Annotated in this window: 18 protein-coding genes; 8 read left to right on the top strand and 10 right to left on the bottom strand. The window is 71.9% G+C overall.

Annotated features, from left to right (window positions below; all coding sequences use genetic code 11):
• Window positions 1-67 precede the first annotated feature (67 nt).
• Both ACIQCJ_RS25925 and ACIQCJ_RS25920 read right to left on the bottom strand, forming a co-directional pair.
• A complete protein-coding gene (locus ACIQCJ_RS25925; protein ID WP_402712664.1) occupies window positions 68-595 on the bottom strand; it encodes a hypothetical protein in 528 nt (175 codons plus the stop codon).
• 60 nt (window positions 596-655) lie between these two features.
• Window positions 656-1,813 (bottom strand): site-2 protease family protein, encoded by a 1,158-nt coding sequence (locus ACIQCJ_RS25920; RefSeq protein ID WP_402712663.1) that lies wholly within the window; start codon window positions 1,811-1,813, stop codon window positions 656-658.
• Between the two features lie 606 nt (window positions 1,814-2,419).
• Here ACIQCJ_RS25920 and ACIQCJ_RS25915 point away from each other — a divergent pair.
• Window positions 2,420-3,982: an alpha-L-arabinofuranosidase B gene (locus ACIQCJ_RS25915; protein ID WP_401720674.1), complete on the top strand. Its 1,563-nt coding sequence runs from the start codon at window positions 2,420-2,422 to the stop codon at window positions 3,980-3,982.
• 12 nt (window positions 3,983-3,994) lie between these two features.
• Here ACIQCJ_RS25915 and ACIQCJ_RS25910 read toward each other — a convergent pair whose 3' ends face one another.
• On the bottom strand, window positions 3,995-4,897 hold the full coding sequence (locus tag ACIQCJ_RS25910; protein ID WP_391052115.1) for a ribonuclease BN: 903 nt from the start codon (window positions 4,895-4,897) through the stop codon (window positions 3,995-3,997).
• Window positions 4,898-5,118: 221 nt separating this feature from the next.
• Here ACIQCJ_RS25910 and ACIQCJ_RS25905 point away from each other — a divergent pair, with 221 nt between their 5' ends.
• Complete coding sequence (locus ACIQCJ_RS25905) at window positions 5,119-6,171, top strand: phosphotransferase family protein (protein ID WP_402712662.1); 1,053 nt, start codon at window positions 5,119-5,121, stop codon at window positions 6,169-6,171.
• A gap of 1 nt (window position 6,172) precedes the next feature.
• On the opposite strand, the gene ACIQCJ_RS25900 is transcribed toward ACIQCJ_RS25905, so the two are convergent.
• The 3 genes from ACIQCJ_RS25900 to ACIQCJ_RS25890 all read right to left on the bottom strand — a co-directional run bounded on the left by ACIQCJ_RS25900 (window position 6,173) and on the right by ACIQCJ_RS25890 (window position 10,513).
• Window positions 6,173-6,991 (bottom strand): family 1 encapsulin nanocompartment shell protein, encoded by an 819-nt coding sequence (locus tag ACIQCJ_RS25900; protein ID WP_355347477.1) that lies wholly within the window; start codon window positions 6,989-6,991, stop codon window positions 6,173-6,175.
• Window positions 6,988-8,070, bottom strand: a complete 1,083-nt coding sequence (locus ACIQCJ_RS25895) for a Dyp-type peroxidase (protein WP_402712661.1) — start codon at window positions 8,068-8,070, stop codon at window positions 6,988-6,990. Before ACIQCJ_RS25895 ends, ACIQCJ_RS25900 begins: the two co-directional genes overlap by 4 nt.
• 223 nt (window positions 8,071-8,293) lie before the next feature.
• The gene (locus ACIQCJ_RS25890; protein ID WP_402712660.1) at window positions 8,294-10,513 is read right to left on the bottom strand and encodes an NADP-dependent isocitrate dehydrogenase; all 2,220 of its coding nucleotides are present in this window, start codon (window positions 10,511-10,513) and stop codon (window positions 8,294-8,296) included.
• 432 nt (window positions 10,514-10,945) lie between these two features.
• Between ACIQCJ_RS25890 and ACIQCJ_RS25885 the strand changes: the two genes are divergently transcribed.
• From ACIQCJ_RS25885 to ACIQCJ_RS25865, 5 genes are read left to right on the top strand one after another with little or no spacing between them, the layout of a single operon-like run.
• Window positions 10,946-11,134 carry a hypothetical protein gene (locus tag ACIQCJ_RS25885; RefSeq protein WP_188280008.1) on the top strand — a complete coding sequence of 63 codons (189 nt, stop codon included), beginning with the start codon at window positions 10,946-10,948 and terminating at the stop codon, window positions 11,132-11,134.
• A gap of 14 nt (window positions 11,135-11,148) precedes the next feature.
• Window positions 11,149-11,865, top strand: coding sequence for a hypothetical protein (locus ACIQCJ_RS25880; RefSeq protein ID WP_402712659.1), 717 nt, complete (start codon window positions 11,149-11,151; stop codon window positions 11,863-11,865).
• Window positions 11,862-12,845: a DUF6895 family protein gene (locus ACIQCJ_RS25875; RefSeq protein ID WP_402712658.1), complete on the top strand. Its 984-nt coding sequence runs from the start codon at window positions 11,862-11,864 to the stop codon at window positions 12,843-12,845. The genes ACIQCJ_RS25880 and ACIQCJ_RS25875 overlap by 4 nt, the downstream gene beginning before the upstream one ends.
• Window positions 12,845-13,777, top strand: a complete 933-nt coding sequence (locus ACIQCJ_RS25870; protein ID WP_401858068.1) for a DUF6895 family protein — start codon at window positions 12,845-12,847, stop codon at window positions 13,775-13,777. The genes ACIQCJ_RS25875 and ACIQCJ_RS25870 overlap by 1 nt, the downstream gene beginning before the upstream one ends.
• A complete protein-coding gene (locus ACIQCJ_RS25865) occupies window positions 13,774-14,853 on the top strand; it encodes a serine hydrolase domain-containing protein (RefSeq protein WP_402712657.1) in 1,080 nt (359 codons plus the stop codon). The genes ACIQCJ_RS25870 and ACIQCJ_RS25865 overlap by 4 nt, the downstream gene beginning before the upstream one ends.
• Before the next feature lies 1 nt (window position 14,854).
• On the opposite strand, the gene ACIQCJ_RS25860 is transcribed toward ACIQCJ_RS25865, so the two are convergent.
• The 4 genes from ACIQCJ_RS25860 to ACIQCJ_RS25845 all read right to left on the bottom strand — a co-directional run bounded on the left by ACIQCJ_RS25860 (window position 14,855) and on the right by ACIQCJ_RS25845 (window position 20,024).
• Window positions 14,855-16,513 (bottom strand): DHA2 family efflux MFS transporter permease subunit, encoded by a 1,659-nt coding sequence (locus ACIQCJ_RS25860; protein ID WP_391052099.1) that lies wholly within the window; start codon window positions 16,511-16,513, stop codon window positions 14,855-14,857.
• 130 nt (window positions 16,514-16,643) lie between these two features.
• Window positions 16,644-17,612 carry an SDR family NAD(P)-dependent oxidoreductase gene (locus ACIQCJ_RS25855; RefSeq protein WP_402712656.1) on the bottom strand — a complete coding sequence of 323 codons (969 nt, stop codon included), beginning with the start codon at window positions 17,610-17,612 and terminating at the stop codon, window positions 16,644-16,646.
• Window positions 17,613-17,682: 70 nt separating this feature from the next.
• Complete coding sequence (locus tag ACIQCJ_RS25850; RefSeq protein WP_402712655.1) at window positions 17,683-18,891, bottom strand: acyl-CoA dehydrogenase family protein; 1,209 nt, start codon at window positions 18,889-18,891, stop codon at window positions 17,683-17,685.
• A gap of 203 nt (window positions 18,892-19,094) precedes the next feature.
• Window positions 19,095-20,024, bottom strand: coding sequence for a LysR family transcriptional regulator (locus ACIQCJ_RS25845; protein ID WP_355347507.1), 930 nt, complete (start codon window positions 20,022-20,024; stop codon window positions 19,095-19,097).
• Between the two features lie 439 nt (window positions 20,025-20,463).
• Here ACIQCJ_RS25845 and ACIQCJ_RS25840 point away from each other — a divergent pair, with 439 nt between their 5' ends.
• Entirely contained in the window at window positions 20,464-21,228 is a 765-nt protein-coding gene (locus ACIQCJ_RS25840; RefSeq protein ID WP_391164252.1) for an SDR family oxidoreductase, read from the top strand.
• Window positions 21,229-21,233: the final 5 nt, after the last annotated feature.

Genomic DNA, 21,233 nt, shown 5'->3' with positions numbered 1-21,233 from the left:
TCGTGGGCGCCGTCAGCGGGCGACAGCGTTCGTGAGCGGTCAGTCAGTGGCCGGTCAGCGGTCGTCGTCAGCGCGAGGCCCGGCGGAGCCGCTGTAGGCGCCGCAGGCGGCGGAGCCTGGCCAGGAGCGTGCGGTGCCGTGCGGTCGGCACGTTCTTCGCGGGGGACGGCCGAGGGTCCGCGGGGGACGGCTGGGGATTCGCGGGCCGGGTGGAGGTTCGGCGGTCCGCGGTGGACGGCCGGGAGGTCGCGGGCATGGGCGGGCCGGGCGGCGTCAGACCGTCGGGCCGCGGGCCGGCGTCCTGGACCGGGTAGAGGCCCTCCTCCGGGTAGCGGGCGGTGGCGATGGCGTCGACGATCTGGTCGTCGGTGAAGGCGGCGCCGCCGAGGACGTGCGGGAGGAAGCCGATGAGGACGCCGTCGCGCGTCACCACCGCGTCCAGCCCGGCGGCTCCGCCGAGGTTCCACTGAGCCTCGCTGCCGTCCCCCAGCGCCACGCCGATGCCGAATTCGTAGACGCCCGCGTCGGCTCGGTGGGCCATGACGCCTCGTGCGCGCAGGGCGGTCACCATGCGCTCGATGCGTTCAGGATCCATGGCAGAAGTCCTTCTTTCCGTCGCCTCTCCCCCGTGCCGCCGCGTGGGTGCGGCCTTCGGTCAGGTGGTGTGGCCCGCTCCGTGGGCGGCAGGGGGCCGGGCCGGCGGGTGCGGGTGGCGCCGGGTCAGCCCGGCGATGTCCTCGGCGGTGACCACGCCGACGACGCGGTTGTCGTGCAGGACGAGAACGGGGCTGCCCGAGGTGGTGGCGAGACGGTCGAAGACGTCGGTGACCCGGTCGTCGGGGTCGACCAGCAGGCAGCGGTCCAATGGCATTGCGACGTCCCGTACCCGGGTGTCCCGCCTGCGCACCGGCGGGACGGACAGGAGCGCGGACGCGGTGACGACGCCGCTGGGCCTGCCGTCGAGGTCGGTCAGCGGAATCACCGTACGGACGCCGACGCCGGAGGCCGAGGTGGCCAGGAATTCGTCCACGGTGTGCCAGTCCTGGCCCGCGACGGCCGGGTGCATCGCCTGGGTGACACGGACGCCGCGCAGGGTCTCGTACAGCACCGAGCGGCGGACCTCCGCGTAGGCGGTGAAGGAGATGAAGGCGCCGAGCAGGACCAGCCACAGCCCCGCGGCCTGGCCCATGAGGACTTCGAGCCAGCCGCCGGCGAGCAGTGCGACGCCGAACACCTGGCCGCAGCGCCCGGAGATCCTGGCCGCGCGCTCGCGGTCGCCGCGGATCCGCCAGATCACCGCCTGCAGGACCCGGCCGCCGTCGAGCGGGGCGGCGGGCAGCAGGTTGAAGACGCCGAGGAGTCCGTTGGCCCACGCGACCCAGGCGAGTACGGCCGCGGCCACGGCCCAGTGCAGCGTGTCGTCGACCGCCACGGCGGCGGCCAGGAACAGCCCGCCGAGCACCAGGTTGGTCAACGGCCCGATCGCCGCCACCCGGCCCTCGTCGCGGGGCGTGGTCGCCGACCCCATCCGCGTGACGCCGCCGAGCGCGAAGACCGTCACGTCCTTGACCTCGATCTTCGCGCGGCGCGCCGCCAGGGCGTGGGCCGCCTCGTGCGCGACCAGGCTCACGGCGAGCGCCAGGGCGCCGATCAGCGCCCCGGTGCGGTAGGCGGCCGCGGAGTGGCCCGGCGCCCAGGCGGACAGGACGCCGCCGCCCAGGGCGACGCTGACGAAGACGATCAGCAGGGGCGCGCTCCAGTGCATCCGCAGCGGCACACCGGCGATCCGGCCCAACCGCACCGATCCGTTCATCGCACCTCCAGCCCCCGCCCACCGCGCACCGCGCAAATCGCGACAAAAGCCGCCCTCCCCTCCATGGTCCTCCCCCGCGCCCCGGACCGTGCGGCCCGGCCGACTCCGGTGCGGGATCTTGACGTCTCCCATGCACCGCCGCCCCCGTCCCCCAGAGGCGCCCGACGAACGGAGGCCGGGGCACCCAGGGCGGGATTTCTTCTGCCCAACGCCTTGACGCCGCCACAGTGAGCGCTAACAATAACGGCCAAGCGATAGAGGGTCGGACCCCCGCGTGACGCGCTCTCGCGCTCTGCGTCCAGGCCGAGCCGCCACGGACGGACCCAGGAGTCGGGAGCGCGTCGGAGGGGCGAACGGCCCTCCGGTATCCCGCCGCCGCCAGGGACGGCGCGGGCCAGGACCGTTCACGCACGGTCGGCGCGCCTCGGCGTGCGGGACCCGCCGCGTGCCGCCTTCGCGTTGCCGCAGCACAGGACCATGTCGCGTTGTTAGCGATCACAATACAAGCCCACCGCAACCGTCACGGATCCGCCGTGCGGCCAGGTGCGATGCGCCGCCGCCCGCTGCCGGGCGGCGGTCCCCCCACTCACATCGAGGAGGACATTCATGTCCCTGACCGCAACGAATCCCTTAGCGGGCCGCTTCAGGAAATGGGCGCTCTGCCTCGCCGCCGCGGCGACCCTCGTCGCGGGTCTCCTGATCGGCGGCACGGGCACCTCCCACGCGGCGGGTTCGCTCCCCTGCGACGCGTACAGCGCGGGCGGCACCCCCTGCGTGGCCGCCCACAGCACCACACGGGCGCTGTACTCCACGTACAACGGCTCGCTCTACCAGGTCAGGCGCGCCTCCGACAACGCCACACAGAACATCGGCGTGCTGAGCACGGGCGGATACGCCAACGCCGCCGCACAGGACTCGTTCTGCTCCGGGACGACCTGCGTGATCACGGTCATCTACGACCAGTCGGGACGCGGCAACAACCTCACCCAGGCGCCCGGCGGCGGGGCCGCGGGCGGACCGGACAATCTGGCGAACGCGACCGCGGCGCCGACCACGGTGGGCGGCCACAAGGCGTACGGCGTCTACGTGGCGCCCGGCACCGGCTACCGCAACGACCACACCAGCGGGATCGCGACCGGCGACCAGCCGGAGGGGATGTACGCGATCCTCGACGGCACGCACTACAACGGCGGCTGCTGCTTCGACTACGGCAACGCCGAGACCAGTAACAACGACACCGGCAACGGCCACATGGAGGCCATCTACTTCGGGAACATCAAGGTCTGGGGCTACGGCGCGGGCAACGGCCCCTGGGTCATGGCCGACCTGGAGAACGGCCTGTTCTCCGGCGTGAACCAGCACTACAACGCCAACGACCCGACGGTGAATTTCCGCTACCTGACCGCCATGGTCAAGGGCGGCCCGAACCAGTGGGCGATCCGCGGCGGCAACGCGCAGTCGGGCGGCCTGTCGACGTACTACAGCGGCGTACGCCCCAACGTCTCGGGCTACAACCCGATGCACAAGGAGGGCGCGATCATCCTCGGCATCGGCGGCGACAACAGCAAGGGCTCCGCCGGTACGTTCTACGAGGGCGTGATGACGTCCGGCTACCCCTCCGACGCCACCGAGAACGCGGTACAGACCAACATCGCCTCCGTCGGGTACACGACGCAGTCGTCGGGCTCCGGTTCGCTGACCCCCGGCTCGCGGATCTCGCTGCGGGCCACGACCGCGTGCTGCACCACCGACTACATCCGGCACGACGACAGCGACGCCAATGTGGTCATCTCCCCGGTGTCCGCGTCCAGTTCGGCGACCGACAAGGCCGACGCGACCTGGATCGTACGGGCGGGTCTGGCCAACAGCGCCTGCCTCTCCTTCGAGTCCGCCAACACCTCGGGGCAGTACCTGCGCCACTCCAACTTCCAGCTCAAGCTCAATGCCAATGACGGTGGTTCCCTCTACGCCCAGGACGCCACCTTCTGCCCGCAGCCGGGCAACAACGGCCAGGGCAACACCTTCCAGTCCGTCAACTACACCGACAAGGACATCCGCCACTACAACAACACCGTCTACATCGGCGGCAACGGGGGCTCCAACGCCTGGGACAGCGCCACGTCCTGGAGCGACGACACGAGCTGGGTCGTCTCCCAGCCCTGGGGCTGAACCGTCCGACGCCTACGGGCCGCGCCGCCACCCGGCGACGCGGCCCTCCCCGTCCGCCACCGCCTCTCCTTCCGTCTCTGTCTCCGCTTCCGTCGCTGTCTCCGCTTCCGTCCCCGTCTGCTGGGGGCCGGCCGCCCGGCGGGCGCGGGTCTGCTGGATCTCGCAGCCGATGAGGGGGCCGCCGAAGAAGACGAAGCCGACGCCGATCAGCCAGCACTGCACCATCAAGACGGTGCCGACCGAGCCGTAGGTGACGGCGTTGGTGACGATGAGCGGCGAGAAGACCAGCCAGGAGAAGCCCCGCAGGCCGACGAGGCCCGCCATGGTGAGGACGGCGCCGGGCAGGGCCGCGCGCCAGGTGATGAGGCCGCCGAGGAGGAAGCGCTGGCCCCACCAGAAGAAGAGGACGCCGAAGACGAGGGTGAGGGTGATGCGCACCACGGCCTGCCGCCAGCCGTGGCTGAGGAAGGCGCCGCTCTGGGCCTCGGCGAAGAGATACGCCGTCAGGCCCGCGAGCCACACCGCGCGCCGCCACACGCTGTGCCAGGGGCTGGCGGGCAGCTCCCAGACCTTGCGGTAGCCGGTCTCGACGCTGGCCGCGAAGGACAGTCCGAAGATCGCGAGCGAGGCCAGGCTGAGCGCGCTGGTGGTGCTCAACACCCGCCGTGGTGTGGCGAACAGGCGCTGCACGGACTCGGCCGGGTGCGGGGACAGGCCCATGCCGTCGACCACCCACTGGGCGAAGCCGGTGCGTTGGAAGGGCGCCGCCGCGGCGACCACGATCAGCAGCGGCATCAACGTGACCAGGCCGAGCGCGGCGAAGCCCATCGAGCGTTGCAGCAGCTCCAGTTCGGCGCCCTTGCGCCACACCCGTCCGGCCGCCGAGCCTTCCCAGACCCGGCGCAGATCCACCATCGTCCCCCTCCTCAGCCGGAGTTCAGCCCTGTGCGGTCGTTGCCACCGTTCCCCGTACGCCGTCCTCGTCGCTCCTGTGTTCGGCGTATGCCCCCGCGCACGGCCGGCTATCCGGGATGGGCCAGGTCTCCGCGACGCGGCACGGGAGTACGGGGACAAGGGAATACGCATCGTCACCGCCGCCCGTGGGAGACTGCACGGTCGATCGCGAGGGGTGGGGCATGCACACGGAACGCGGATTTCCGGACCGCGAGCGGCTGGAAGGGGTGGCACGGGCCGCCCTCGGACCCGGCCGCCGCATCGCACGGGTCGACCGACTGCGCGGCGGCAGCAAGAAGGGCGTCTACCGGCTGACGCTCGACGACGACTCGACGGTCATCGTCTACATCTGGGACGACACCGAGGACTACTGGCCGAGCGACGGCACGGACGCTGACCACACCGACCCGTTCTCGCACGCCTCCGGCATCGACCTCTTCGAGGCCGCGCACGGGCGCCTTCACGCCCTCGGCGTCCGCTCACCGCGGATCCGTCTGACCGATACCAGCAAGGCGCACTACCCCGCCGACATCGCGGTGGTCGAGGACGTGCGGGGCCCGACCCTTGAGGAGATGCTGCGCGCCGACCCCCGGAGCGCGGCCCCGGTCATGGACCGCCTCGCCGAAGCGCTCGGCCTGATGGCGGACCACACCGCTCCGGGCTTCGGCAAGGTCGCGCTGGTCGACAACGGCGGTGTGTCGAAAGGCGGTTCGTGCGAGGGGGCCGTCCTGGACCGCGCCCTCGACGACCTGTACGAGGCCGCCCGGCGCGACACCCGTATCGCCGTCGTCCGCGACCGGCTGGAGGACGTCGTGCGGACGGCGTACGCCGCGGTGCCCGCGCGCGAGCGGTTCGCCGTCGTGCACGGCGAACTCGGTCCCGACCACGTACTCGTGGACGCCCGAGGCAGGCCGGTCCTGATCGACGTCGAGGGGCTGATGTACTTCGACGTCGAGTGGGAGCACGCCTTCCTGCGCATCCGCTTCGGCGACCACTACGCCCGGCTGCTGCCCGGCCGCCCGGCGCCCGGCCGAGGTCCGGACCGGGGCGGGGCGGAATTGGACGGGCGGCGGCTGCGGTTTTACGCGCTCGCCATGCGGCTGTCGCTCGTCGCCGGGCCGCTGCGCCTGCTCGACGGCGACTTCCCCGACCGCGACTTCATGCTGGGCATCGTCGAGCACAACCTCCGGGAGTCGTTGGCGTTCCTGGAACCCGACCGGACCCGGTCGCCCTGACTCAGACCGCGATGGCGCGCGGGGCGGACTTCAGGGAGACGGCGGCTTCCGCGGTGTGGACGAGGAAGGTCAGGGTCTCCTGGAAGTAGAGCCGCACGCTGGTGTCGTCGTGGGACAGGTAGCCGATGGACAGGTCCTGGCCGAGGCGCAGTTCGAAGTCGCCGCCGCGGCCGGCGATCAGGAACGCGCCGTCGATGGCGGGCGCCCAGATGATGTCGCCGTCCAGCAGCCGCGCCAGGTGCTGGTGGATCGGGTAGCCGTGGTCCGAGGTCTCGTTGACCGCGGTGTACGCGTCGGCGCTGAGCGCCAGGTGGTAGGTGCCGTCGACGCCCGCGAGGCGCAGCGCGGTGATCGCCTGACTGACGGCGTTCGGGTAGTCGCGTACGTCGTCGGGCAGGGTGATCGCCTGGTTGGAGGAGGCGGCGCGGATGCCGTCGATACCGGCGGCCGGGTAACCCTCGAAGATCACCCGGTCCTCGGCGAAGGCGAGCTGCCGGGCGGCGTCCTTGACGGGCTGCCAGTCCGCGTCCTTCGCGCCGCGCTCGACGTCGTCCACCTGGCGGCGGTCGACGCTGAAGGGCAGCCGCAGTTCGACCACCGGCTGCGAGCGCCGTACGTGCGCGGCGACGCCGTCGGCGGGCGACTCGATGGCGTCGAGGTGCCCGGTGGCGACGGCGGACAGCTCGGATCCGGCCGGTTCCGGTACGTCCACGATCCGGCGCCCCGCCACGTTGCGCTTGAACGTGCGTCGCGCCTCGTCCTCCAGATCGGCCCAGGCGGCGGCGGAGATGGGGGCCAGTTCACGATGCAGGTTGTTCACGGCGTGGTGCTCCTCTTCAGGTCGCCGATACCCAGTGAGTCGTCGGGTACGGCGGGGGCGGATTCGACGGTGGCGGATTCGACGGGGACCGTGCCGGGGGCGGGTGCGGCCAGGGTCGCGGTGCCCGGCGCGGACGCGCGGGCGGGCGGGTCGGGGAGGTCGTCCAGGAAACCGGCGGCCGGGGCGTGGAACAGGGTCCCGGTGACGGCCGTGGAGAAGTCCAGGATGCGGTCGTGGGTGGCGGGCGGCAGGCCGAGGAACATGTTCCGCAGCATCTGCTCGGTGACGTCGGGGGTGCGCGCGTAACCGATGAAGTAGGTGCCGAATTCGCCCCTGCCCGGACTGCCGAAGGGCATGTTGTCGCGCAGGATCTTGCGCTCGGTGCCGTCGGCCTCGGTGATGGTGTTGAGCGCGACGTGCGAGGCGTCCTCGTCCAGCTCCACATTGCTCAGCTTGCGGCGGCCGATGATCTTTTCCTGCTCCTCGACGGGCAGCGCGTTCCAGGCGTCGAGATCGTGCAGATACTTCTGCACGATGACGTAGCTGCCGCCCGCGAAGTCGGCGTCCTCGTCACCGATGAGCACGGCCCGGTGGGCGGCCGGGCCGACCGGATTCTCGCTGCCGTCGACGAAGCCGAGCAGGTCGCGGGCGTCGCGGTAGACGAAGCCCTGGGTCTCGTCGCGGAGGGTGACCGAGCCGCGCAGCCGGTTCATGATCTCGGTGGCGAGCGAGAAGCACAGGTCCATCCGGGTGGCCCTGATGTGGAAGAGCAGGTCGCCGGGGGTGGAGACGGCCCGGTGCCGGGCGCCGCGCAGTTCCTCGAAGGGGTGCAGCCCGGCGGGGCGCGGTCCGGCGAAGAGCCGGTCCCACGCCTCGGAGCCGATGCCCGCGACACAGCTCAGCCTGCCCTCGGGGCTGCCGAAGCCGATCGACCGCTGCAAGCCCGCGAGGTCGGCCAGCAGGTCGCGCGCCACGGCCTCGCCGCCGGGGTCGACGGTCACCACCAGGAAGGTCGCCGCGGTGGTCAGCGGGCTCAGCACCGCCTGCGGTTCCGCCGCCGGGGACGGTGCCGCGGGCACGCCGCTCTCCTGTGTCGTCAATGCGTTCCTCACCAGGCTCGGATCGGACAGGGACCCCGTGGATCGGAAGGGGTCCGCGTACAAGCGGGACATCTCAACTATCGCAAAGCACCGGGACTCGTGCCCGCGCCCCGGCCGGACATGCCGGTCGGGGCGCGGGGATGTGCGATGCGGTGATGTCCGCCGGGGTCGATCCGTACAGGTCAGCCCGGTGGCGGCGGCGTCAGCCCAGGGTCGACAGCGCCTGGTTCAGCGTCTGCGACGGCCGCATGACGGCCGCGGCCTTGGCCGCGTCGGGCCGGTAGTAGCCGCCGAGGTCGACCGGCGAGCCCTGGACCGCGATCAGCTCGCCGACAATGGCCTGCTCCTGCTCGGCCAGCGTCGTGGCGAGCGCGCCGAACGCCTCCGCGAGCTTGATGTCGTCGGTCTGCGCGGCCAGCTCCTGGGCCCAGTAGAGGGCCAGGTAGAAGTGGCTGCCGCGGTTGTCGATGCCGCCGAGGCGGCGGCTGGGCGACTTGTCCTCGTTGAGGAAGGTGCCGGTCGCCCGGTCGAGGGTGTCCGCGAGGATCTGGGCGCGCGGGTTGTCCGTGCTCTGCGCGAGGTGCTCGAAGCTCACCGCGAGGGCGAGGAACTCACCGAGGCTGTCCCAGCGCAGGTAGTTCTCCTTGACGAGCTGCTGCACGTGCTTGGGCGCGGAGCCGCCGGCGCCGGTCTCGAACAGTCCGCCGCCGTTGATCAGCGGGACGACCGAGAGCATCTTGGCGCTCGTGCCGAGTTCGAGGATCGGGAAGAGGTCGGTGAGGTAGTCGCGCAGCACGTTGCCGGTCACGGAGATGGTGTCCTCGCCGCGGCGGATCCGCTCCAGCGAGAAGGCGATGGCGTCGACCGGCGGCAGGATCCGGATGTCGAGGCCGTCGGTGTCGTGCTCGGGCAGGTACCGCTCGACCTTGGCGATCAGGTTGGCGTCGTGCGCGCGGTCCTCGTCCAGCCAGAACACCGCGGGGGTGCCGGTGGCGCGGGCGCGGGTGACGGCGAGCTTGACCCAGTCCTGGATCGGCACGTCCTTGGTCTGGCACATGCGGAAGATGTCGCCCGCGCTGACGGCCTGCTCCAGCACGGCCCGGCCGGCTCCGTCGACCACGCGCACCGTACCGGTGACGGGGATCTCGAAGGTCTTGTCGTGGCTGCCGTACTCCTCGGCGGCCTGGGCCATCAGGCCGACGTTGGGCACCGAGCCCATGGTGGCCGGGTCGAAGGCGCCGTGCGCGCGGCAGTCGTCGATGGTGACCTGGTAGATGCCCGCGTAGCTGCGGTCCGGGATGACCGCGAGGGTGTCGGCCTCCTGGCCGTCCGGGCCCCACATGTGACCCGAGGTGCGGATCATGGCGGGCATGGACGCGTCCACGATGACGTCGCTGGGCACGTGCAGGTTGGTGATGCCGCGGTCGGAGTCGACCATGGCCAGCTCGGGGCCCTCGGCGAGTTCGGCGTCGAAGGACGCCTTGATCGCGGCGCCCTCGGGCAGCGACTCCAGGCCCTTGAGGATGCCGCCGAGGCCGTCGTTCGGGGTGAGACCGGCCGCGGCGAGCGTCGCGCCGTGCTCGGCGAAGGTCTTGGGGAAGAAGGCGCGTACGACGTGGCCGAAGATGATCGGGTCGGAGACCTTCATCATGGTGGCCTTGAGGTGCACCGAGAACAGCACGCCCTCGGCCTTGGCGCGGGCGATCTGGGCGGTGAGGAATTCACGCAGCGCCGCGACCCGCAGGACGGCGGCGTCCACGACCTCACCGGCCAGTACGGGTACGGACTCGCGCAGCACGGTGGTGCTGCCGTCGTCCCCGGCCAGCTCGATGCGGAGCGATCCGGCCTCGGAGAGGACCGCGGACTTCTCGGTCGAACGGAAGTCGTCGCCGTCCATGTGCGCGACGTTCGTCTTGGACTCCGGCGTCCAGGCGCCCATGCGGTGCGGGTGCGCCTTGGCGTAGTTCTTCACCGAGGCGGGGGCGCGGCGGTCTGAGTTGCCCTCGCGCAGCACCGGGTTGACGGCGCTGCCCTTGACCTTGTCGTAGCGGGCGCGGACGTCCTTGTCCTGGTCGGACTTCGGGTCGTCCGGGTAGTCGGGCAGCGCGTAGCCCTGCTCGCGCAGCTCGGCGATGGCGGCCTTGAGCTGCGGGATCGACGCCGAGACGTTCGGCAGCTTGATGATGTTCGCGGCGGGCGTCTTGGCCAGTTCGCCCAGCTCGGCGAGCGCGTCGTCGATCCGCTGGTCCTCGCGCAGGTACTCGGGGAAGACGGCGATGATCCGCCCCGACAGCGAGATGTCGCGGGTCTCGACGGTGACACCGGCGGTGGAGGCGTACGCCTCGATCACCGGCAGCAGCGAGTACGTCGCCAGGGCCGGAGCCTCGTCGGTATGCGTGTAGATGATGGTCGAGTCAGCCACCGGTCACTCCGTCCAGGTCTGCAACATTGCTCGACATCAAGATATCCCGTGACCGACCCGTGTCCTACCCGCCCCCACCTCCGCGCCCCGCGCGGACGGCCCGGATACCGCCGTACGCGCGCCGCATGACCGCGTCCCGGCGCAGGTCAGAGGGCCCGCGTCGGGCAGCGTCGGGCACCAGACCTCACTTGTCAGACAATATTCATGGCCGTGAACTCCCCTTCCCCGCCCGGTCGTACGGGAGCGTCGGGCCACGACGGATGCCGCGCGGGCGAGGAAAGAGCCGCGGTGTCCGGGGCGCGGACCGGGCCGTACGCGCCGGTGTCGCGCGGGCCGCGATACGGGTCACCGCCTGGGCGATTTGTTCCGTTTGCGGCACTTTGGAACCTCGGCCATGCTGAAGGAGATCCAGCCGAACAAGGAGATGATTCCATGAACTCGGATCTCACAGCCCCGGTCGAGTCGGCGGTCCTCGCCGCTGAGGTCGAAGGACTGCTGGACTCCGCGGAACCCGAGGGCATCTACCGCGACACGCGCGAGTGCGGCGGCGGTCTGCTCCTCGCAGGACTTCTGCTGATCTCGCCCCCGACCCCCCGTCCGACGAAGACGGACGCGTCCTGAACTGAGGGGTCACGTTGGCAGAGCAGGCGCAGGGGACATCCCCGCTGAGCGCTGTGGTCGCCGACGTCGCACAGGCAGTCGCCCTCGCCCTTCGGGGCGGGGGCGGCTCCTATGCGCTGTCGCGCGTACTCCCGCAGGGCGAAGCGGTGGCATCGGCCGCGATCCGGGTACTGGGCGCCGACGTACTGGCGCCGTACGCGCTGGACCGCGGCCCCTCCCATGACACGGGCGGCGCGGCGGGCACGGCCGATCAGGCCCTCGTCCGCGCCGCGCTCGCCGCCTATCCGCCGGGGGCCGACGCCTCCGAGGTGTCGGTGTGGAGCTACCGGGGGCTCGCGGCGGCGGCGCGCGCCTTCCTGCCCGCGGACGCCGGCGGCCGGCCGCCGGAGCCGCCCGCCGCGACGCGGTGGGCCGCCACCGACGCGTGGCCGCGACTGGCCCACCGGGCCTCGCAGTTGGCCTCGCTGTCGCTGCCGGGGCTCGACACCCCGCTGGCCGGGTGCCTGGCGGAGCGCACCGACGACCTGGCCCGCGGCTTCGTCCGCGCGGTCCGCCGTCGGGACTGGCTCCAGGCGGCCGGGCTCGGCCGCTGGCTGGCGGGCCTGCCGGACGTTCCGGACTCGCTCGGTCTGGACAGCGGCCTGGTGTTCGTCCGTCAGATGAGCGGCGACGACCCCCGCGTGGCGCTGCACATCACCGCGGCGGCGCGTTTCCACGGGCGCGGTTCGTGACCGGCGGCCGGGTCCCCGCGGCGGGCGCCGGCCCGGAGCCGCTGGACCGCATGGCCGTCTCGGCGCTCACCTGGCTGGACGGCATGCGCCCGTGCTTCCGGCTGCCCCCGGACGTGACGACCGACGCCGATCCCAACACCACGCTCAAACCCCTCGGCGAGCTGGCCGAACTCAGCCACCTCATCCGTACGCACCACCCGCTGCCCGCCGTCCGCGACCTCGCGGACGGCCTCTTCCGCTTCGCCTGGCGTGAGACGGGCGACGGTGAGCTGTTCGGCGACCTGATCCGCGGCGAGCCGCGCGCGACCTACCCGGTCGAGCTGTACGGGGTCTTCGCGCAGACCGGGCTGAGCCATCCGGGCGTCGAGGAACTGGTGCGCACCATGACCGGGCTGCGCGGCTGGCGGGTGGCGCGCGAGGACCACACCCGTACCCTCGGCGTGCTCAACGCCGAGCGGCGGATCGGGCTGCGCCACCACGCCGACTTCGACGCGGTGCTGGCCATGACGGGACTCGGCCGGGCGGTCGAGCCGTGGACGCTGGACCGCAAGGCGGCCTACGGCGTGACGCACGACGTCTTCCACCTCACCGACTGGGGCCGCGCCCCGCACCGGATGCCCGCCGACCGCGCCGAGTATCTGCGGCTGTGGATCCCGTCCTGGCTGGAGAGCTGGCTGGAGGAGGAGCTGTGGGATCTGGTCGGCGAACTGCTCGCCGTGGCGGCCTGCCTGCCCGCGCCCGTCCCGGACGCGGCGGCCTGGCGGCTGCTGGCCGGGGCGCAGGGCGCGGACGGCGCGGTGCCCGAGATCGGCGCCGCGCCGCCGCCGGGCACGGCCGCCGCCGAGGCGTTCACCGCCTGCTACCACTCCACGTTGGTGACCGCCTTCGCGGCCACCCTGGCCCGGATCGGCCCGACGCGGCCGGCGGGCCCGACCGCGGGCGTACGGCGCCCGGTCCTGGAAAGCGAGGCAGCATCGTGATGACGACGGCCGCATCCCCCGCGCTCCTGCACCAGGTGGGCGAGCGCGCGCTGGCCTGGCTCGACGCGAACCGGGAGCACTTCCGGCTCACCGACGACGACCGCGCCACCAGCGGCGCGGTCATCGAACGCCTCAAGCCCATCGGCGAGTTGGCGATCAACATGCGGGTGCTCTCGCGCGAGGGCGTGGCCGGGTCACGGCAGCGCGACCGGTCGCTGCGGCTGCTGGACTTCGCCTGGCGCGAGTTGCTGGACGGCGGCAACGTACTGGCGGCGCTCCAGCGCGACGAACCGCTCTCCCCCGTGCCGCTGGAGATCTACGCGACCTTCTACGAACTGGGCCACCGGCACCCCGGTGTGGAGGACGCGGTCGCCCTCTCGCGCCGCACGGCGTCCTGGCGGGCCCTGGAGATGGTGCCCAACCGGCGCCTGGGCCTGCTCAACGCCGAGCGCAAGCTGGGCCTGGTGCCCAGCGGTGACTTCGACCTGGCCGTGGAGCGCACCTGGCTGGGCCAGACGCCGGAGCCCTGGACGGTGCAGTTCCACATCGCGTACGACCTCACGCACACCGTCTTCCACCTCACCAACTGGGGCGAGGCGCCGGACCGCATCCCGCCCGCGATCGTCGACTATCTGACGCGGTATCTCCCGGCCTGGACCGAGGACTGGGCCGACCTCGCCCACTGGGACCTGCTCGGCGAACTGCTGGTCGTGGACGCCTGTCTGCCGCGCCCGGCGCTCGACGGCGAGGTGTGGGAGCGGTACGCCGCCGCGCAGTCCGACAGCGGTGCGATGCCGGTGCGCAACGGGATGCCGGACGGGAACGCGGCCGAGGTCTTCGACCAGGTGCACCACCCGACGCTGGTCGCCGCCTTCGCCTCCGCGATGGCCACCTCCCGCGCGCTGTCGGCGGACGCGGACGCGGTCGCGTGAGCGCCACAGCGGTGGACCTCGCGCCGGACGAGGCCGAGGACCGTACGGCCGACGGCGCGCCGGTCCGCGACCTGCTGGAGCGGGCGGTCACCGAGGTCAGGGCGCCCGATGTCGTGCTGGCCGTCTCCCGCGCGGGACGGCGGACGCTGGTGGGCGGCGGCAGCGCGCCGCCGCGGGCGGCGCGCGAGGAGGCGCGGTACGAACTCGGCTCGCTCTCCAAGACGTTCACCGTGCTGCTGCTGGCGGCACTCGCCCGCGACGGCGTACTCGGTCTCGACGACCCGCTCGCCGCGCACCTGCCGGACCTGCCGCTCCCCCACCCGTACGCGCGGCGGATCACGCTGCGGCACCTGGCGACCCACACCTCGGGGCTGCCGCGCGTGCCGCGTGACCTGGTGGCGGGCGCGGTGCTGCGGCCGTACACCAACAGCTACGCCCGCTACGACACCGGACGGCTGCTGCGGGCCTTCGCGGACACCCGTACCCGCCACGCCCCCGGCAGCCGCTGGCACTATTCCAACCTCGGCATCGCGCTGCTCGGACCCGCGATGGAACACGCCACGGGAGCGGACTACGGCACGCTGCTGGCGGGGCGGGTGCTGGCGCCCCTGGGGCTGCACGGCACCACGACGGGGCCGGGCGGTGTCCTCGCGGCGGTCGGCTACCGGACCGACGGGCGTACGCCGCTGCCGCCGACCGACATGGCGGCCTTCACGGCGGCGGGCGGGGTCCGGTCCACACCGACCGACCTGCTCCGCTACGCCGAGGCGCACCTGCGGCCCGGCGGCACGGCGTTGGAGGCGGCGCTGCACGACGTCCAGGTCCCGCAACTGCGCCGGGGGCTCGGTCACCGGAACACGCATACGCTGACCTGGTACCACCATCCGGGGCCGGGTGGCCCCCTGCTCTTCCACGCGGGGGCCACCTTCGGGCAGCAGACGTTCCTCGGCTTCCACCCGGCCACCGGTACGGCGGTGGCCGGATGCGCCACCCGGCACGACCGCGGCTGCCGCATCGTCAAGACGGCCTACGCGCTGCTGTACCGGCTGTGCGGCGAGCCGAGGGACACGCCCTGACTCAGGAGGTCGCCGCCTCCACCTTCTCCTCCTGCGAGAAGTCCCCCGCCGTGGTGCGCAGCGGGACCTCCTTGATGAGCAGCGACAGCACGAAGGCGATCACCAGGACGCCCGCGCCGACGAGGAAGGCGACGTTGATCGCGTCGGTGAAGCCGGTCTTGAAGGGGTGGGCGAGCGCCGGGTCGACATGGCTGAGGAACGACGTGTCGTTGAGCGTGCCCGTGCTGCCCGAGGATGCCGAGGTGAGCGTCTTGAGCTGGTCCGGGTGCGCGGCGGCGGCCTGCTGGAACGCTTCTCCTCCCTTGGCGGCGGCGAAGGCGGAGCCGATCTTGCCGCCCACGACGGAGTAGACGATCGACAGGAAGACGGCGACGCCGAGCGTGCCGCCCATCTGCCGGAAGAAGGTCGTCGAGGAGGTGGCGACCCCGATGTCGCGCGGCGGCACCGCGTTCTGCATGGCCAGCACGATCGTCTGCATGTTCAGGCCGAGTCCGGCGCCGACGACGAACATCGACACGTCCACGTAGAACAGGCTGCTGTCGGCGGACATCTGCCACAGCATCAGCATGCCGCCCACCAGCAGGGCGCAGCCGATGATGGGGAAGATCTTGTAGCGGCCGGTGCGCGAGGTGATCTGGCCGGACACCATCGAGAAGATCATGATGCCGAGCACCAGCGGCAGGGTGAGCAGACCGGCCTTGGTCGGCGAGTTGCCCTTGACGAGCTGGAGGTAGAGCGGCAGCAGCGTGATGCCGCCGAACATGCCGATGCCGATGATCGCGGACTGCGCGGAGCCGACCGCGAAGACGCCGTTGCGGAAGAGCCGCAGCGGCAGCAGCGCCTCCTCGCCCGCCCGGCGCTCGGCCAGCAGGAAGGCGACGATGCCGACCGCGCCGATGATGTAGCAGGACAGCGAGGACGCGGCGCCCCAGCCCCACTCGCGGCCCTGTTCGGCCACGATCAGCAGCGGTACGAGGGCCACGATCAGCGCGGTCGCCCCGAGGTAGTCGATCCGGTGCGGCCGTCGTTCCTGGCGCACGTGCAGGACCCTGGCGACCACGAACAGGGCGAGGATGCCGATGGGGACGTTGATCAGGAAGATCCAGCGCCAGCCGTCGATGCCGAGCAGCGAGTCCTGCCCGGCCAGCGCGCCGCCGATGACCGGTCCGAGCACGCTGGACGTGCCGAAGACGGCCATGAAGTAGCCCTGGTACTTGGCTCGTTGGCGCGGCGGGATGATGTCGCCGACGATGGCGAGCGCGAGCGAGAACAGCCCGCCCGCGCCGATGCCCTGGAGGGCGCGGAAGCCCGCGAGCATGTACATCGACGTCGACAGCATGCACAGCGCCGAGCCGACGATGAATATCGCGATGGCGAAGAGGAAGAACGGCTTGCGCCCGTACTGGTCGGAGAGCTTGCCGTACAGCGGTGTGCTGATCGTCGAGGTGATCAGGAAGGCGGTGGTCACCCACGCCTGGGCGGTCAGGCCGTTGAGGCTCTCACCGATCTTGTAGATGGCCGTGGAGACCACCGTCTGGTCCAGTGCCGCCAGGAACATGCCGAGCAGCAGCCCCGAGAGGATGACCATGATCTGCCGGTGTGTGTACTCCGTCGGGGGCGCCGCGGTGCCGGCCGGCGCGGCGTCTGCCTGAGCACTCATGGTGCTGCTTCCTCTCCCGTAATGCTGCTCTGTTTGCCTTGGGCAACATTACGCCGCCCGGTGCCGCGACCCCCTACCGGCTGCTGGGGGGTGCGGGGTCGCGGGTGCGGGCGGGGCGTGAGCGGGCGGCCTACCGGGGCGTGACGGCGTCCACGCCGGTCAGTTCGGCGGACAGCGTCCACAGCCGGGCGGCCTGGTCCGGGTCGATCGCGTAGTCCTTCACACCGATCCTGGTGCCGTCCGCGGGCGCGGGCTCGGCGATCTCGCAGTCCGCCAGGTAGACGCCGCCCTTGCCGTCGAGCATGGGCGAGGTGGCGGCCCAGACCTGGGTGGCGGCGCCCTGCTCGGTGCTCTTGAGACCGGCGGACTCCAGCGGCTCGCCGTTCTCGTCGATCAGGCCGCGCTCGATCAGCTCCGACTGGGGCAGGTGGCGCTGGAGCGGGGTGAGGATGCCGCCGGGGTGCAGCGCGAAGGCCCGCACCCCGCGCCGCGCGGCGAGCTGGTCGAGGTGCACCGCGAACAGCACATTGGCCGTCTTGGCCTGGCCGTACGCCTGCCACTTCTCGTAGCCGCCGCGCGCGAACTGCGGGTCGTCCCAGCGGATGGCGGAGTAGTGGTGACCGGCCGAGGAGACCGCGACGACGCGCGCGCCGCCGTCCTCGATCGCCGACCACAGCCGGTTCACCAGCGCGTAGTGCCCGAGGTGGTTGGTGGCGAACTGCGCCTCCCAGCCGGGTCCTACCCGCGTCTCGGGGCAGGCCATGACGGCGGCGCTGTTGACGACGATGTCGATGCCGCGCCCGGTGGCCAGGAAGCGCTCGGCGAAACCGCGGACGCTGTCGAGGTCGGCCAGGTCGAGCTCGTCGACCTCCACGCCGTCGACGCCGTCGAGCGCGTCCTTGGCGGTCGCGGGCCGCCTGGCCGGTACGACGACGTGGGCGCCCGCCGCGGCCAGCGCGCGGGTGGTCTCCAGGCCGATGCCGGAGTAGCCGCCGGTGACGAGGGCGAGCCTGCCGGTCAGGTCGATCCCCTCCAGCACCTCCCGCGCGGTGGTCTGTGCGCCGAATCCCGAGCCGATCGCGTGCTGAGTCGTTGTCATGCCTCACACGCTAGGAGCTGGAGTGGACTCCAGCGCAAGCGCCGCGGCCCCGGACGTGTCGGGGCGGTTCCTAGAAGAAGCCCTGGTTCGGCAGCGGCGTTCCGTTGAGTTCGTAGCGGCCCACCGCGACCGCTTTGAGCGTCTTCGGATTGTGGGCGGCGATCGTACGGATGTTGCGCCAGTGCCGGTCGAGGTGGGCGCCGCGGCGGACCAGCGAGCCGCCGCCGATGTCGAAGAGCTCGGACGCGGCGCGGTTGGCGAGTTCGTCCACGACGACCTTGGCCTTGGCGTTGAGCAGCGACGCGCGCGCGGACAGCTCGGCCTCCTCGGAGGTGCCGTGCGCCGCGTAGGCGTCCTCCAACGCGCGTCCGGCGGTCAGGACCAGGGCCTGCGCGGCGAACGCCTGGCTGTGCAGCAGCCCCACGCTGTACTGCACGATCGGGTCCTCGGTCGGCGCGTCGGCGGGCGCGTGGTAGAAAGCCCGCTTCTTGGCCCGGACGTGTGCGACGGCGTCGGCCGCCACCCGGCGCAGGATGCCCGCGATCATCGCGTTGAGCTGGATGTGGAAGAACGTCGCGGGGTACGGGACGGATTCGCGGGCGTCGGTCGCCCGGGTGAAGTAGTCCTCGGGTGTGATGGCGACGTCGTCGAAGGTCACCGTGCCGCTGCCCGTGAAGCGCTGGCCGAAGCCGTCCCAGTCGTTGGGGCGCAGCACGCCGGGGCGGTCGGTGGGGACGATGACCTGGGCCCTCCCGCCGTCCACGTCGGTGACGCCGACGACCAGCCAGTCCATGTACAGGCTGCCCGTGGTGTAGTGCTTCGTGCCGTTCAGCCGCAGGCCGCCGTCCGTGCGGCTGACGGTGGTCCGGTACGGGAAGTCGGTGGCCCCCGCCTTCGCGCCCAGTTCGGTGGAGGCGGAGCCGATCAGCTCGCCCCGCGCGACACGGTCGAGCCAGACCGCGTCCTCGGGGCGGCCGCCGCGCAGCAGCCCCTCCACCACACCGAAGTGGCTGCGCAGGATGTGCGCCACATTGGAGTCCGCGGCGCCCAGGTCGATGAACACCTCGAAGAGCTGGGTGAGGCTCGCGCCGCCCCCGCCCCGTTCGACCGGCACCCGCAGAGCGCCGAGCCCTGCCCTTTTCGCCGCCTCGACGGCCGCGTACGGCAGTTCGTCGCGCTCGTCCCGCCCGATCGCGCCGTCGCCGATGTGCTCGATCAGCTCCCGCAGTCGCGCCGAGCCGAAGGTGACACCGCTCGTGGCCTCGGCTGTTTCCGTCATGCGTGCTCCCCTGCTCACTGTGGCGCCCGGTTCCTGTGGCACCTCAGCGTCGATCCGGCGGCGTGGCCGATCAACAAGGTTCGGCTACGGCGTCGTTGCGGCTGCGCTTAACTGTCGGGCCGAGGTGCGCTCGTCACCGCGGCGCGGGTCCCGGTCCCGAACCGCGCGGGCGCGCGGCGCGCTACGCGGTCCTGGCGGCGCGGTCAGGAGGCGACCCGCAGGACCCGTCTGTGCAGCGCCTGTTCACCGATCGAGCGCAGCGTGCGCAGGACGAGCGCGATGTTCGGGTCGTTCCTGCGGGTGGTGCGCGTGACCGAACTGATCGTGCGGTAGCCGATCGGCACGCCCTCGACGATGAGGTGTTCCAGGTGCGCCGGTACGGACAGCCGGGGCACGATCGCCGAGACGACCTCGGTGGCGGCCAGGTCGCAGACGATCTGGGCGGTCACCAGCCGGTGCGTGATCCGCGGGGTGAACCCGGCCCGCTCGGCGGCCCGCAGCAGCGCGGTGTCCAGGGTGGAGTTGGCCAGACCGGTGACCCACACCTGTTCGGCGAGCGCCGCGAGCCCCAGGCTGCGGACCCGCGCGTGCAGCCCGGTCGGCGCAAGGAGCACGAACGGCTCGACCAGCAGCACCTCCCGGCTCAGCCCGTTGAGCAGGTCCTGCGCCTCGAAGTCGCACCGGTAGGTGACGGCCACGTCGACCTCGCCCTGGCGCAGCAGGCGCAGCGCGTCATCGGCCTCGGCCTGCTGGAGGTGGATCTGCAAGTGCGGCTCCTCGGCGCTCAGCAGGTGGATCAGCGGCGCCGCCAGGACGGGTATGCCCAGGTTGTAGGAGACCATCGCGATCTGTCCCGAGACCTGGTCGCGGGTGGCAGCCAGCGCGCTCATCGCGTCGTCGACGGCGCCGAGCACAACGCGTACGTGGTCCACGAGGATCCGGCCGCTGCGGGTGAGGCCCAGGGTGCGCCCGTCCCTGCGGAACAGGATCGAGCCGGTCTCGACCTCCAGGACCCGAAGTTGCTGTGAGACGGCGGAGTTGGTGATGTTGCGCCGTTCGGCGACGGCGGTGACCGTGCCGAGATCGGCGAGATCGCGTAGCAGCATCATGCGACGCAGGTCGAGCATGCTCATGGTTGACCTCAGATGTTGTCGAGTTGACCCCCACGACGCCCAGGCGCGGCGCGGCCGGTACCGGCGGCGGCGGTCTGGGTTCGATTCTGACGAGCGGCGGCGCTCCTAGGAGGGCAGGCCGCGCTTCGGCACCAACGGCGTGGTGCGGATCAACGACGACAGGCGGCGACGCAGACGCGCATGAGATCGACATGGCGTCGCGCGAAGAGGTCCGTCCCGGTCACGCACCGAGGATCGCACACCCACCCCGATTCCCACCACGTCCTAGATCGTGTCGATTCGCACAGTGCCGCCCCGGCCGCCCTCGCCCACCCCACTGTTAAGCCAGGTCCCGGCTATTGCTGTAGCCAGATCTTCTTGTTCGCCCCTTCCCGTCCCCGCAGGCTGAGGCCCTATTCGCAGCTCGGCGTCGCCGTCGGGCACTCGATCGGGGAAGTCCATGGGTCTCGAACTCGAAGGAAAACGCGCCGTCGTCACCGGGGGCGGCACGGGCATCGGTTACGCCATCGCCGAGGAACTGGCGCGCGAGGGCGTGCGGGTGGCGATCACCGGACGGCGGGGGGACGTCCTGGACGACGCGGTCGTACGGATCAGGGAGTCGACCGGCGCCGACGTGCTCGCCGTGCGGGCCGACACCGGTGACGACGACTCGGTGCGCGAGCTGGTCGACACCGTGAGAACGGCCTTCGGCGGTATCGACATCCTCGTCAACAACGCCGCCGAGCAGCCCGCGCAGAAGGGGCCGAGCTTCCAGGACGCCGACGACGCCTGGTTCCAACGGCAGCTCAACGTCAAGGTGATCGGCTATCTGCGCACCATCAAGGCCGTCGCGCCGCTGCTGATCGAGAACGGCTGGGGCCGTGTCATCAACATCAGCGGCACCGGGGCCCGTTCGACCGTCTCGGTGATCGGCTCGGTCCGCAACGCCTCGGTGATCGCGCTGACCAAGAACGTCGCCGACGAACTCGGCCCGCACGGCGTCAACGTCACCGTCGTCCACCCCGGTCCCACCCGCACCGAACGGTACGTCGAGCTTCAGAGCGGCGGCGCGGCCGACGGCGCACCGGGCAATGTCATCGGCCGGGTGATCGAGCCGCACGAGGTGGCGTGGGTGGTCGCCTTCCTCGCCTCGCCGCGCAGCGTGGCCGTCGTCGGCGACGGCGTCTACGCCGGCGGCGGCGTGCCCGGCGCCATCCACTACTGATCCGA

Origin of the sequence: Streptomyces sp. NPDC093221 (assembly GCF_044753885.1) — a bacterium.
Classification (GTDB): Bacteria; Actinomycetota; Actinomycetes; order Streptomycetales; family Streptomycetaceae; genus Actinacidiphila.
The sequence above is the reverse complement of the archived record's forward strand: the minus strand, read 5'-3'. Positions and strand labels throughout refer to the sequence as shown.

What these genes read in the sequence shown, in the direction of transcription:
- ACIQCJ_RS25925 (WP_402712664.1), bottom strand. Translation starts at nt 595, where the DNA reads ATGGATCCTGAACGCATCGAGCGCATGGTGACCGCCCTGCGCGCACGA.
- ACIQCJ_RS25920 (WP_402712663.1), bottom strand. Translation starts at nt 1,813, where the DNA reads ATGAACGGATCGGTGCGGTTGGGCCGGATCGCCGGTGTGCCGCTGCGG.
- ACIQCJ_RS25915 (WP_401720674.1), top strand. Translation starts at nt 2,420, where the DNA reads ATGTCCCTGACCGCAACGAATCCCTTAGCGGGCCGCTTCAGGAAATGG.
- ACIQCJ_RS25910 (WP_391052115.1), bottom strand. Translation starts at nt 4,897, where the DNA reads ATGGTGGATCTGCGCCGGGTCTGGGAAGGCTCGGCGGCCGGACGGGTG.
- ACIQCJ_RS25905 (WP_402712662.1), top strand. Translation starts at nt 5,119, where the DNA reads ATGCACACGGAACGCGGATTTCCGGACCGCGAGCGGCTGGAAGGGGTG.
- ACIQCJ_RS25885 (WP_188280008.1), top strand. Translation starts at nt 10,946, where the DNA reads ATGAACTCGGATCTCACAGCCCCGGTCGAGTCGGCGGTCCTCGCCGCT.
- ACIQCJ_RS25870 (WP_401858068.1), top strand. Translation starts at nt 12,845, where the DNA reads ATGACGACGGCCGCATCCCCCGCGCTCCTGCACCAGGTGGGCGAGCGC.
- ACIQCJ_RS25860 (WP_391052099.1), bottom strand. Translation starts at nt 16,513, where the DNA reads ATGAGTGCTCAGGCAGACGCCGCGCCGGCCGGCACCGCGGCGCCCCCG.
- ACIQCJ_RS25855 (WP_402712656.1), bottom strand. Translation starts at nt 17,612, where the DNA reads ATGACAACGACTCAGCACGCGATCGGCTCGGGATTCGGCGCACAGACC.
- ACIQCJ_RS25850 (WP_402712655.1), bottom strand. Translation starts at nt 18,891, where the DNA reads ATGACGGAAACAGCCGAGGCCACGAGCGGTGTCACCTTCGGCTCGGCG.
- ACIQCJ_RS25845 (WP_355347507.1), bottom strand. Translation starts at nt 20,024, where the DNA reads ATGAGCATGCTCGACCTGCGTCGCATGATGCTGCTACGCGATCTCGCC.
- ACIQCJ_RS25840 (WP_391164252.1), top strand. Translation starts at nt 20,464, where the DNA reads ATGGGTCTCGAACTCGAAGGAAAACGCGCCGTCGTCACCGGGGGCGGC.